This window comes from Litorivita pollutaquae (genome assembly GCF_003205515.1).
GTDB classification, from domain to species: domain Bacteria; phylum Pseudomonadota; class Alphaproteobacteria; order Rhodobacterales; family Rhodobacteraceae; genus Litorivita; species Litorivita pollutaquae.
In genome coordinates this window covers 23,263-34,763 of the sequence record NZ_KZ826490.1, presented here as the reverse complement: position 1 = coordinate 34,763, position 11,501 = coordinate 23,263, and the positions used below count along the sequence as shown (strand labels likewise).

16 protein-coding genes are annotated in these 11,501 nt (G+C 59.7%); 6 read left to right on the top strand and 10 right to left on the bottom strand.

Annotation, left to right across the window (positions count from 1 at the left end; all coding sequences use genetic code 11):
• Positions 1 to 55 precede the first annotated feature (55 nt).
• Genes DI396_RS16640 through DI396_RS14185 form a run of 6 tightly spaced genes read right to left on the bottom strand, consistent with a single transcriptional unit; the run spans position 56 to position 4,157 of the window.
• Positions 56 to 223: a hypothetical protein gene (locus DI396_RS16640; RefSeq protein WP_162841715.1), complete on the bottom strand. Its 168-nt coding sequence runs from the start codon at positions 221 to 223 to the stop codon at positions 56 to 58.
• The gene (locus DI396_RS14205; protein ID WP_110796889.1) at positions 220 to 2,595 is read right to left on the bottom strand and encodes a VirB4 family type IV secretion/conjugal transfer ATPase; all 2,376 of its coding nucleotides are present in this window, start codon (positions 2,593 to 2,595) and stop codon (positions 220 to 222) included. The genes DI396_RS16640 and DI396_RS14205 overlap by 4 nt, the downstream gene beginning before the upstream one ends.
• Entirely contained in the window at positions 2,585 to 2,863 is a 279-nt protein-coding gene (locus DI396_RS14200) for a VirB3 family type IV secretion system protein (protein WP_110796887.1), read from the bottom strand. Before DI396_RS14200 ends, DI396_RS14205 begins: the two co-directional genes overlap by 11 nt.
• Complete coding sequence (locus DI396_RS14195) at positions 2,856 to 3,149, bottom strand: TrbC/VirB2 family protein (protein WP_050532492.1); 294 nt, start codon at positions 3,147 to 3,149, stop codon at positions 2,856 to 2,858. The genes DI396_RS14200 and DI396_RS14195 overlap by 8 nt, the downstream gene beginning before the upstream one ends.
• Positions 3,146 to 3,760 carry a lytic transglycosylase domain-containing protein gene (locus DI396_RS14190; protein WP_110796886.1) on the bottom strand — a complete coding sequence of 205 codons (615 nt, stop codon included), beginning with the start codon at positions 3,758 to 3,760 and terminating at the stop codon, positions 3,146 to 3,148. The genes DI396_RS14195 and DI396_RS14190 overlap by 4 nt, the downstream gene beginning before the upstream one ends.
• Before the next feature lie 43 nt (positions 3,761 to 3,803).
• On the bottom strand, positions 3,804 to 4,157 hold the full coding sequence (locus DI396_RS14185; RefSeq protein WP_012187165.1) for a hypothetical protein: 354 nt from the start codon (positions 4,155 to 4,157) through the stop codon (positions 3,804 to 3,806).
• 203 nt (positions 4,158 to 4,360) lie between these two features.
• Here DI396_RS14185 and DI396_RS14180 point away from each other — a divergent pair, with 203 nt between their 5' ends.
• The 3 genes from DI396_RS14180 (at position 4,361) to DI396_RS14170 (ending at position 5,398) form a co-directional block, all read left to right on the top strand.
• Positions 4,361 to 4,621: a hypothetical protein gene (locus DI396_RS14180; RefSeq protein ID WP_110796884.1), complete on the top strand. Its 261-nt coding sequence runs from the start codon at positions 4,361 to 4,363 to the stop codon at positions 4,619 to 4,621.
• Between the two features lie 124 nt (positions 4,622 to 4,745).
• Positions 4,746 to 5,003 carry a helix-turn-helix domain-containing protein gene (locus DI396_RS14175; RefSeq protein WP_068241761.1) on the top strand — a complete coding sequence of 86 codons (258 nt, stop codon included), beginning with the start codon at positions 4,746 to 4,748 and terminating at the stop codon, positions 5,001 to 5,003.
• A 167-nt stretch (positions 5,004 to 5,170) separates the two neighbouring features.
• A complete protein-coding gene (locus DI396_RS14170; protein WP_110796883.1) occupies positions 5,171 to 5,398 on the top strand; it encodes a hypothetical protein in 228 nt (75 codons plus the stop codon).
• 335 nt (positions 5,399 to 5,733) lie between these two features.
• Here the strand turns inward: DI396_RS14170 and DI396_RS14160 are convergent, their stop codons facing one another.
• Positions 5,734 to 6,399: an ArsR/SmtB family transcription factor gene (locus DI396_RS14160; RefSeq protein WP_110796881.1), complete on the bottom strand. Its 666-nt coding sequence runs from the start codon at positions 6,397 to 6,399 to the stop codon at positions 5,734 to 5,736.
• A gap of 87 nt (positions 6,400 to 6,486) precedes the next feature.
• Here DI396_RS14160 and DI396_RS14155 point away from each other — a divergent pair, with 87 nt between their 5' ends.
• Genes DI396_RS14155 through DI396_RS14145 form a run of 3 tightly spaced genes read left to right on the top strand, consistent with a single transcriptional unit; the run spans position 6,487 to position 8,161 of the window.
• On the top strand, positions 6,487 to 7,341 hold the full coding sequence (locus DI396_RS14155) for a sterol desaturase family protein (protein WP_110796879.1): 855 nt from the start codon (positions 6,487 to 6,489) through the stop codon (positions 7,339 to 7,341).
• Between the two features lie 6 nt (positions 7,342 to 7,347).
• The gene (locus tag DI396_RS14150) at positions 7,348 to 7,692 is read left to right on the top strand and encodes a DsrE family protein (protein WP_328588352.1); all 345 of its coding nucleotides are present in this window, start codon (positions 7,348 to 7,350) and stop codon (positions 7,690 to 7,692) included.
• A 43-nt stretch (positions 7,693 to 7,735) separates the two neighbouring features.
• Positions 7,736 to 8,161, top strand: coding sequence for a rhodanese-like domain-containing protein (locus DI396_RS14145; protein ID WP_110796875.1), 426 nt, complete (start codon positions 7,736 to 7,738; stop codon positions 8,159 to 8,161).
• A 298-nt stretch (positions 8,162 to 8,459) separates the two neighbouring features.
• Here DI396_RS14145 and DI396_RS16795 read toward each other — a convergent pair whose 3' ends face one another.
• The 3 genes from DI396_RS16795 to DI396_RS14130 all read right to left on the bottom strand — a co-directional run bounded on the left by DI396_RS16795 (position 8,460) and on the right by DI396_RS14130 (position 11,493).
• The gene (locus DI396_RS16795; protein WP_235851888.1) at positions 8,460 to 9,155 is read right to left on the bottom strand and encodes a hypothetical protein; all 696 of its coding nucleotides are present in this window, start codon (positions 9,153 to 9,155) and stop codon (positions 8,460 to 8,462) included.
• A 184-nt stretch (positions 9,156 to 9,339) separates the two neighbouring features.
• Positions 9,340 to 10,080, bottom strand: coding sequence for a copper-binding protein (locus tag DI396_RS14135; RefSeq protein WP_110796873.1), 741 nt, complete (start codon positions 10,078 to 10,080; stop codon positions 9,340 to 9,342).
• A 54-nt stretch (positions 10,081 to 10,134) separates the two neighbouring features.
• Entirely contained in the window at positions 10,135 to 11,493 is a 1,359-nt protein-coding gene (locus DI396_RS14130; RefSeq protein WP_110796871.1) for a multicopper oxidase family protein, read from the bottom strand.
• Positions 11,494 to 11,501: the final 8 nt, after the last annotated feature.

Below are 11,501 nucleotides of genomic sequence, written 5' to 3'. Positions count from 1 at the left end.
GCCTTGGGAAAGGGCGATGCCGGGCAGCAGGCAAAGCACGAGGATATGGGGCAGTTTAGACTTCAATGTCGCCCTCCGGCGCATCTAGAGGCGTAAAGGTGCAATCAGGCGCGACAGGTGCCGTGGACGCGAGGAATGTGAAGCAGTTCGCCTGCGGTTCCTGGTACTGGGCGCAGGAGGCCAAAGCGCCGAGCGCGGTGAGAAGAAACAGAGTACGAATCATGAAAGCCTCCAAAAGTCTGGGCGGTCGCGGTAATCGGCGCCGACCAGCGCCTCGCCTTTTTCCATGCCGCCGAGGATGGTGAGATTGGGCCCGAGGGCGCTCAGATCGGCATCGACGACGATGGATCCCTGGTCGTCGCGGATGAGAGCAAGGCGGCTGTCGCTGCCGGTGTTGAGAAGCACATCGAGTTCCTTCTCATAGAGGTTCAGCATCGCGTAGTCGGCCGCATGGGCGCGGATGTTCGGAAGCAGGATCTGCGTCGGCACCGCCTCGACGATAGTCTTGCCGGTCCGCGTGCGCTCGAGCTGACTGGCGTATTGCGTCATCATCACCGCGACGGTGTTCTGCTTGCGCGCGGTCACCAGCCAGTTCGACAGCCGCTCGGCGAAATACGCGTTGTCGAGCGCCTTCCAGGCCTCGTCGATCACGATGATGGTGGGGCGGCGGTCCTCGATCTCGCGCTCGACCCGGCGGAAGAGATAGGACAGGACCGCCATCCGTTCCTTGTCGGCCTCGCTGTCGAGAATGCCGGTCAGATCGAAGCCCACGACATCGCCCTTGAGCGAGAACGTGTCCTCGAGGCTCTGCCCGAAGATCCAGCCGTAGCGGCCGTCCTCAGACCACTCGAGCAGGCGCTGGTGCAGATCGCCGCCGTCATCCGTAGACACAAAAAGCGATGCGAAATCCCGCCAGTTCCGCAGGGCCGGGTTGGTGGCCTGGGCATTCTGGCGCACGACTTCCTGGATGCGGTTGGTCTGTGCGGGCGTCAGGGGCTTGTCGGCGCGGTAGAGCAGGGATGTGAGCCAATCCGAGAGCCAGGCGGTGCCCCGCGCATCGGTCTCGGTCCAGAGCGGGTTGAGCCCCGTGGGCTGGCCTGCGTTCAAAGACGCGTAGCGCCCGCCATTGGCGCGGACCGCCATCTCCATACCGAGACGGTAATCGAAGACGAAGATCCGCGCCCCCGCCCTGCGGGCTTGCGTCATGAGGAAGGCCGAGAGCACCGATTTGCCCGAGCCGGGCCGCCCCATGATGAGCGTATGCCCACTGGTGGGTTCTTTGTCGGGCGAGCCTTGCTCGTGATAGGAAAACCGGTAGGCGCTCTGTTCGGGGGTCGGCAGATAGGTGATGACCCGGCCCCAGGGGGTTTTCGTGGCGGGTTTGCCGAGTTGGGTCCGGTGGAAGGCCCCGAAATCCGCGAAGTTGCGATTGGTGATGGCACTGGCGCGCACGCGCTTGGGCTGGTTGCCAGGATGCTGGCTGAGGTAATGCGCTTTGGCCGCGACGCGCTCGCCGATCATCTTCACGCCTTCGGCGGCGGCGGCGTTGACAATTTCGGCGCTAAGCGTCTGCAGCTCATCGAGCGTATCGCAGAAGATCGTCACGATCATGTGGTGCTCGCCAAAGCTCTGGCGCTTGGCCTCGAGATCATCGGCGGCGATGTCGAGTGCTTCCATCAGCGAGAGCGCCGCATCTTGGCTGGCCTGCATCTGACGCTTTTGCCGCTTGATGCGGCCCGCCATGAGGTTCGAATTGATCGGCGTGAAGGAATGGGTGACGATCATGTCGACCGGCAGGTTCAGCATGTCGAACATGGTGCAGGAGGTGCCTTCCGAGTATTCCCCGATGGTAAAACTCTTGCCGTAGCGATGCCCCACGACTCCTTCGGAGAGCTCGAAGTGATCGCCTTGAAACGTCACCCGGGTGTTGGCGACGTTGAAGGAGAGGAAGCCAAAGGTGTTCGCCGGATAGAGCGGCAATTCCTGGCCGGTATTGAGCGCGCCCAGAAAGCCGATCAACTCGCCGCTTTTTGCTGTTAGCACGCGCGGATTCAGCTCCGTCAGGCCCGACACGAACACACTCACGGCCTCGCCCAATCGGCGAAGGCGTTTCTCGGTCGCTTCCTTGAGGCGATCCGGCGCGCTGCGGTTCAGGAATGGCAGGACGCTTTTTGGAGGCGGGCGGTGAATGACCGTGAGGGTCAAGGTTTTGTCTCGCAGGCCGCTGGTCTCGAGTTTGGAGCGCCAGAGCCGGTCAACTTCTCCAGCAAAATTGTCCTCGCGCAGCGGCTCGAGGTCCGGCGTGATCGCCTTCGAGACCTTATGGACGTAATAGCTGAACTCCGGCCCTAATTGCGCGATGATCCGGGCAAAGAGCGCGGTCACCTTGTCGAGATAGGCATCATCCGTGGTGTAGCTGTTGACCCCGTCGAGCCGGATGCACTGGAAAAGCTCGTTGACCCGGGTCCGCACGGTACGGTCATCGACCAGGCTGACGTACGGCAGCATGTGCGCGAGGCGGGTTTCGCGGGCATACCAGTTCGGCGTCATCGTGCGGAGATCGAGCGCTTCGTCCAAGGCATTGTTAGGGCGCATAGCTGTCCCCACCGTGAATGCTGCGATTCCGCGTCGGCGGGCTTTCCTGCAGCGCTGTCATCATCACGTCGATGAAGCGCGGGTCCCAATCCGCGGCCTTCCAAAGCACCGGGTAGAGTAGTGCCGCGACAGCCAGCACCGCGATATGCTGGACCCAGACGAACAAGAGCACCGAGCCGAAGAGCCAGACCATGGCGTACATGATGGGCAGGCCCAGCAGCTTGGGCGGGCGCACGAGACCCAGAAAGAGGGGCGCGCGCTCAGCCACCGGCAAAAACCGCGGCAACGATGGTGGGGGCGGCAGCGACACCAGCAATGCCGACAAGCACCCAAAGCGCCTGCCGCAGATCGATGATGTTGAAGAACCAGCTCAAGAAAACGCCCAGAACGGCGAGCGTTGCGATGACGACACCAAGCGGGCCGGTCAGCGCATCCACAATGCCCTGCAACAGGCTCTGGATCGGGGAGAGATCGATGCTTTGAGCAAGCGCCGGCTCTGCGACGAGCAGAAAGAGCGCCAACGAGGCGACGAATAGGTTTGAAATCTGTCTCATGAATTTGATCCTTCCAATCGGGCCACGACGGCCATGACGCGGGCCACGTGGTTCTGGGTTTCTCTGTAGGGGGGAATGCCGCCGTACTGGCGGACCGCATCTGGTCCGGCGTTGTAGGCCGCGAGGGCAAGGCGCGGATCGCCGAACGTCTCGAGCATCATCGCGAGGTAGCGTGCGGACCCGTCGAGGTTCTGCAGCGGATCACGCGGGTCGACGCCGAGGTCCCGCGCCGTCGCGGGCATCAATTGACCAAGGCCAATGGCGCCTGCGCTTGAGACAGCGTCCTGCCGGTAGGCGCTCTCGACCTCGATATTGGCGCGGAAGAGGGTCAGCCAATCGCGAACCGAGAGATCCGTGCGGCGCAGCCCGGGATGCCCGGCGTAGCGAAGCGCGGTGGCCTCGATGGCAGTGAGAACATCGGCGCGGGGCAGGGGCGCAGGCCGCGAGAGGGCTGCAATCTGGATTTCGTCTGGCCCAAGCTCAGTCTCTCCGAGGATCGCCAGCTCATCAGCAGCGGATCCCTGGCCGATGCCGTCATTGTAGTTGCGGGCAAAGCTGTCCTGGGAGCGAGACGGGGTCAGAGAGCCATCGCTCTCCATGACCAGCACCATTTGGGCAGTGGCTGGACCCGCGAGATACCAGACAAGGAGAAGGCTACTTGCTGCCGCCCTTGTCGGTCGCAGCCAGCTTGTGTGTCGTCCGCTGGCCTTCTTCGAGCGGAACATCGGCATGAGAGAAGCCGATCCCGATGAGGAAGGAGACCACGCCCGTAATGGTCTTGAACTCGCGGATCTTGATGTCGTTATAGGTCGTCCGGGTGCGGGCCGTGACCAGCAGCTTTTCCACGCCCTCGTCTGACACGACACGCATGATCCAGACCCCGTAATAACTCGGGCCCTTCTTGTGTGCCGACTCCTGGCACAGGATTTCAGCGCTATAGCCACTTTCCACGAGTTCGCGGAAACGTGCTTCCGTAACCACATTTGGTGCTTCGATGTCCCAGTTCATGGCCCGGCTCACGCTTTCTTCAAACGCGCAACGCCCGGGCATTCCCACTTGAAGCCCAGAGTTACGATAGTATATTATTAACCGCAAGATATAATGCGGCAGATACGGCTGTATCTCGGTTACTCAAACTCTAGGCACGGCCATTGGCGTCTATCAAGGAAAATAGGGGTTTCAGAAACCTGCGGTTGAGCCGATGGGTGTGCATGCAGTCTGTAGCACTGCTTTTGCTCGTTCCGGTCGCAAGCCAGGCCGGGTCCTGTCTCGCCCCGGTCCGGCCTTTCGTTCCAAGCGATTCGCAGGCCGCCCGAGATTATGCCGACATCATCCGTCGGGACTTCGAGGTCTACATCGCGGACATTCAGGACTACTTTCGCTGCCTCGAGCAGGAGCGTGCGCGCGCCTTCGAAGAAGCCCGTGAAGTCAGTCAGGACTACGGTCGGTTTCTCGAACTGGTGGGGGATTGATGGGCCACTGGGCACGCACCAGACTTGCACCCCTTGGAAACCAGACGCCGATAACACCCTCAAATATCTACTTTTTAGATAACAGATTTCATCCGCTAGCGACGTCACAAAAGGTATGTGACGCGTGGCGAAAACAATCAGAACAAATGGCCAGTTGGCGCTCGTCCGTGCGTTGGTTGATGCGCGTCAGAATGCGGGTCTCAGCCAGCAGCAGTTGGCGGCGAAGCTCAAACGCCACCAGTCGTTTGTGGCACGTCTCGAAAGCGGGGAGCGTCGTATCGACGTCGTGGAATTTACAGTTCTGGCGAGAGTCATTGGCTTTGACAAAAATGAAGTCCTGTCGATCGTCGAAGCCGCCACGGAGCCCGACCACAAGATTTGAAAGCAATGTAATTTTGGGACGCTCCGCTTTGTGCGTCCCCAAGTGAAGTGAGCTCCTCAAGAAAGAGCGGTTAGCCAACATCCCCCAAGCGCGGCATGCGGTGCAGGCGAGCACCGCGGCTCGTCACGCTGCAAAATCAGAGCCTCAGTGCAGGAAGTCAGTAAACAGTGAACGATGATAAAGGTGAGGGCGTCGCGATCGCCAATCTGATCGGGACCGATGGGTGCAACATTGTTGGTTGGGTTTATCGCTGGAGTACAGGCGGGCATGCGGTGATGTGGGACGTCCACGGGCCCCAGCCGGTGTCGGAAACCCGGCCGGATCTCACTGCGGAACAGAAGCAGGAAATCGACTTCGATGATTTGAAGCGGATCGGAAGAGGTGAAGACGGATAGGCTTCTCAGCTAGCCGCCAGCTCATATTGATGGAAAGAGTCCGCCGATCATATCAGACTTTGGGGTCGCACGCAGCGAAGTTCTCAAACAAGCCCATTGTGACTGATCATGCGCTGGTGATGAATGTCCGCATTCATCCAGTGCGCACCAACACTGGCTGCGCCGTCATTTTGCAGCTTGCCAGACTTCTAAGACCACAGTGGTACCATCAAGCCATCCTCGCGGGTGGTCTCGAACTGGTCAACTTGGACACGGATGATCTTGCGATCTTCAAAGGCGCCTTGCGTCGAGTGTATGCGCCCATCAGGCGCTCGCTTGCCTGAGCACACAAACACTCAGCCCGCGTCGATGAGCACGGGCCTTCCATCCTCGCGCCATTCCGGCAGACCGCCTTCCAGTCGTCGCGCGTTGAGGCCATGGCGGCGCAGGGCGGCGACGGCCTGATGGGCGTAGACGCAGTAGGGGCCGCGGCAATAGGCGACGATTTCGGCGTCCGGCGCGAGCGTCGGGAGTATCTGCTCCAGTTGCGCCAGGGTCGCGTTCAGCGCGCCGGGAATGTGCCCCGCGGCGTATTCGTCGGCGGGCCGGACATCGAGCACGGTGACGGAGCCTTCCGCGAGCCGTGCGGCAAGATCCGCGCGGCTGACGGGTTCGGGGGCGTCCGCGCCACCCGAAAGCCCCTGCAAGATGCGCTCGACCTGCGCGAGGTTCCGCTCCGCGACGATGCGCAGAAGGTCCATCAGCTCCAGCGTTTTCGCGTCAGTCAGCCGGTAGATCACCGCCTTGCCGTCACGACGGCTGGTGACGAGGCCCGCGCGGCGGAGCTGCTGCAGATGCTGCGAACAATTGGCGATGGTCAGGCCCGTCTTTACCGCCAGCGCCTCCACGCCACGCTCCCCTTGCGCGAGCTGTTCAAGGAGCGACAGCCGCGCCGGAGCCGACAAGGCGCGTGCGACGAGCGCGTATTCTTCGAGCAGAGCCAGCTTCGGGCAGATTGACACTGGACGTCTCCAGACGGTAGATCATTCAAGCGATGACTTGAATGATAGCGATTCCATCGCGCCCCACAAGCCCGAAGTCCAAGACCCATGTCAGAGACCATCCTTGCCGCCGAACCGACTATCCGCCTTGTCGCCTTTCTTGGCGTCCTGGTGGCGATGGCGCTGTGGGAGGTGGCAGCGCCGCGCCGCCGGCGGGAGATCCCGCGCGTGATCCGCTGGACGAACAACCTTGCGCTCGTGGTACTCGACACCGCGATTCTGCGACTGAGCTTCCCGATCATCGCGGTCGGGCTCGCGGTCATGGCCGAGGACCGCGGCTGGGGCCTCTTCAACAACATCGACGTGCCTTCCTGGCTTGCCATCGTCGTCTCCATGCTGGTCCTCGATCTGGCGATCTACCTCCAGCACGTGATGTTCCACGCGGTGCCGGGCCTGTGGCGCCTGCACCGCATGCACCACGCCGATCTCGACTTCGACGCGACGACGGGGCTGCGGTTTCACCCGGTGGAAATCCTGATCTCGATGGGGATCAAGCTGGCGGTGGTCGCGGCGCTCGGACCGCCCGCCGTCGCGGTGTTGCTGTTCGAAGTCATCCTCAACGCCACCGCGCTTTTCAACCACGCCAATATCGACCTGCCGCGCCCGGTGGACCGCGTGCTGCGCCTCATCGTCGTCACCCCCGACATGCACCGCGTCCACCATTCGATCGATCCGCGCGAGACCAACTCGAACTACGGCTTCAACCTGCCGTGGTGGGACCGGCTGCTTGGCACCTACATCGCCCAGCCCGCCAAGGGACATGAGGGGATGGAGATCGGCATCGAACAGTTCCGCACGCGCCGCGATCTCTGGCTCGACCGGATGCTGGTCCAGCCTCTGCGCGGCCCCGCCAGAGGTGGTGCGCTGGACCCGAGTCTTACTGGAAAAAAGCGAGGCGAGTGAAACAACCTGATCCTTCCAAACGACACACCTTATGTGACCGAGTGCTGCTTCGATGGCCAGCGCATGGCTCACACACTGGCCAAGAAAGACCCGGAGGCCGAAATAGCCGTATTCCTAGTTGCCGATGCGGTGCTCTGCGCCAAGGCAGGGCAGAAAACCACCCGATGGCCACTACACCTCGAGCCTATGCTCCTTCGGATCCTGTCCGCCGAAGGGCGCTTGCTTATGTACAGCACCCGCATGGACGTGCTCTACCGCGTCGATGACGACATGATGGAGGGGCAGACCCGATCGAACATGGACGACCTCGCCCAGGCGACGCTAGCTGCCGACAAAGCGCTGGTGTTTTGAGGCCGGCCAAGAAAACAGAAATCCGAAACGGAGGAACACCCGGATGACCCTGAAACAACTACTTTTGGCGACGACCGTCGCATTTGGCGTGCACACTGCGCCTGCACTGGCGCAGGACGAGGCCATCGATGCCATGCAGGAATACATGATGTTCTCCGAATACGAGGGCGGCATCATCCTGCCCCAGCAACTCGACCAGACCGTCTTCGAGACAGCGCTCTTCGTCGATACCCGCGACGCGGGCCAGTTCGAGGAGGGCACGATCCCTGGCGCTGTCAACATCGAGTGGCGCGAGGTGCTCGACCGGATTGACGAGATTCCCGAGGACCGTATGACTATCCTGTTCTGCAACACCGGCAGCCTTTCATCTCAAGCGGCGTTTGCGCTGCGGGTGGCGGGACGATCGAACGTCGTGGTCATGCAGACCGGCTTCACCGGGTGGCAGCAGGACGCAGCCTATAAGCCGTAGCAGTTCCCCAAGTTGCGGCAGCGGAATCTCCGCGTCGTATCGCCAATCCGGTCAGATCCCAGAGGTCTGGCCGGGTTCTTTCAACCAGTCGTATTTAGTCAGGCTTTAACCAGTAACAATCTGCAAATCATGTGCAATGAAACGCAAAGATCGCAAAGCCGTAGAATCGGACATCGGCGCGAGCGCCGCGAAATTGCGTTTTCTCCACAGTGGAATGGCGCGCTGCCCAGATAAACGGCAACTCTGCGCAAATGTTTGAGCACTCCCCTCAATCCACTGGAACCGCAGCATTTTTTGGTTAGTAGTTCACCTGTTCAAAGCCGTAGTTGCCCTCGTAATCACGCCAATCGACGAAGACGGACCGATGATAGATACTAGGGCAATTCTGGCCCCATCGTTCAAGTCCCGCATGGGCTTCGGGCAGGGCAGTTATGGAAGATCGTTGCCATGAGAAATCGCCTTGGGTCCCGTAAGTGCCGAGGACTACGGTAGCGCTACGGTTGCAATCGCCGTCACGTCCGGATTCGTGTTGTCGCGCATATCGGACATCAAAGACGCGGATGGACCGCGCGAAGTTGAACTCAGGTCCGCTGATATCGATGTCCGCGCGATCTTGAACGAGCTGGAGGGTCTGGTCGGCGGGAGCGAGATCGTCGACTGGCAAGGATTGATGCGGTCGACGGCTGTCCGTCTGGTACAAGGCTTCAAAGATGCGGCCAGCGTTGTCTAATGGCCGATCGCTCTCATAGGTGGCGCCCAAGGGACAGCGCCAGATTTGAAGCGGAGGTTCCACCGGCCAAGGCGTAATGCGTCGGATGAATTCGGCTCGGGCTCTGGTGCATGGCACGGAAGCAGGCCAGCCGCCAGACAGGCACAGGAGGATCGCGCAATCAATCGGGTATGTCTGCGCGCGGGCGGGCATCGGTAGCGACGAAATCGTCACAGTCAAAGCGACTGCGACCGAGGGGAGGAGCTTCTTGAATAGTTGATGCATGCTGAGGAACCTCTGTGACAGGGTTCATCCTACATACGATAATATACTATCGCAACACTAAGTATAAATACGCATAATGAAGTTTATGTAAATTAATTATCCAAAAGGGTTACGGCATGCACAGCCCCTTCATTGCAAAGGCGGGATGAAAGGAGGCGATCTAAGGCATCGCCCCCTTAGGTGGTTACTTAAGCTGAGTGACGGTCAATTTGCCTTTTACCGGCTCCGCGACAAACTCGATGTCCTGACCTTCGGACATTCTGGCGATCAAGGCTTCGTCGGCCCGGAACACCATTGTCATGGCAGGCATATCAAGGTTGAGCAGCGGCCCGTGATTGATCGTGACCTTGCCGCCCTTGGCATCAACTTTCTTGACCGTCCCTTTTGTGTACTCCATGTTCGCCTGTGCCATTTTCATGCCCACGTTTATCGGCCCATGCATTCCGGATTCGTAGTGGCCAGGGATCAGGCAGGCGAACTCGAACGTGCCTTCGTTAGCAAATGTCCAGATCACCTCACCGTCAGCACCAGGATCCAGACGGATGGAGTTCGGGTCGTCATGCTCCATGTCCATTTGCGCCATCTGTGCCTTGTGCACGACGTTTTGCTCGATCGTATCTATGACGAACTCATGCTCCAGTTCGCCATCGTTCCTGACCTTGAAGCGTATGGTTTCACCTGGCTGGATTTCAAACGTGGAAGGTTCGAAGATCATGGTGCCGTCGTCTGTTTCACGCATGCTGACTTCGAGAGTGCGGTCGACACCCTCGGCTTTGCCGGGCTGGCCCACGAGCATCATGGCCGCGTGATCCGCGGCATGACTCTCTGCTTTCGCTTCCCCATGGCCTCCGCCATGGGTGCCGGCAGCGAAAACCGGCGTGGCAAGAGCAAGAGAGAATGCGGTGGTCAGAAGAAGGTTTTTCATTGGGTTATCCTGTATGATTAGAGTTTATAGTTTGGTTGATTTTCAAAGTACCGATCAGCCCTTCGAGGTTGGTTTAGGTGTCAGAATAGTCTTGGGGCTGTTGTTGGAGGCGAACTCTGGCAACTCGCCTGTCCATTCATAGGCTTGCTCGCCAGGAGGGTTTTCGTACCAGCCGGGATCGGAGTAATCGTCCGCGCCGATACCTTCGCGCACCTTCACGACCGAGAACATGCCACCCATCTCGAGCGGGCCATGCGGACCCCAGCCGTTCATCATTGGAATGGTATTGTCTGGCAATTCCATGGTCATCTTGCCCATGTCCCCCATCCCAGCAGTTCCCATCGGCATGTATTCGGGTTGGAATTCGCGGATCTTCTGGGTGAGTGGTTTCTTATTCACGCCAATGAACGTCGGCACGTCGTGACCCATGGCGTTCATCGTATGGTGTGATTTGTGGCAATGGATCGCCCAATCTCCTAGATGATCGGCGACGAATTCGTAGGCGCGCATCGCACCTACCGGAATATCGATGCTGACTTCAGGCCATTGAGCCGATTCAGGAACCCAACCGCCATCCGTGCACGTCACCTTGAAGTCGTACCCGTGCATGTGAATGGGGTGATTGGTCATCGTCAGGTTGCCCACCCGGACACGCACCTTGTCGCCCCGGTTCACGACCAGCGGGTCGATATCCGGAAAAATCCGGCTGTTCCAAGTCCACAAATTGAAATCGGTCATCGTCATGATGCGCGGTACATAGGTCCCAGGATCGATGTCGAAAGCGTTTAGCATGATCAGGAAATCCCGATCGACGGGCATGAAAGTCGGGTCCTTGGGATGGACCACGAACATGCCCATCATGCCCATAGCCATTTGGGTCATCTCATCCGCATGCGGGTGATACATGAAGGTGCCCGATTTGATGAGATCGAACTCATAGACAAATGTCTTGCCAGGTTTGATGCCCGGATGGCTGAGCCCGACAACACCGTCCATACCTGACGGCAGGATCAAGCCGTGCCAATGGACTGAAGTCGCTTCGGGAAGCTTGTTGGTAACATAGATACGGATACGGTCACCTTCGACCGCTTCAATAGTAGGGCCAGTAGATTGCCCGTTGTAACCCCACAGGTGTGCGATCATTCCGTCGGCCATCTCTCGCTCGACCGGCTCGGCTACAAGATGAAATTCTTTCACCCCGTTGTTCATACGGTGCGGCAAGGTCCAGCCATTCAGTGTGACGACAGGATTGTAATCCACACCTGACGACGGCCTGGGCGTGACCGCTGTAGCGGCGCTGTCCATTTGAGCAGCCTCAGGCAAGCCCATGTTCAGGGTCTGACCCCATGCTTGCGAAGAAACCAGTGTGGCACCAGCGGCACCGGCTCCGAGTAATTGACGTCTGTTTAACATGTCAGTTC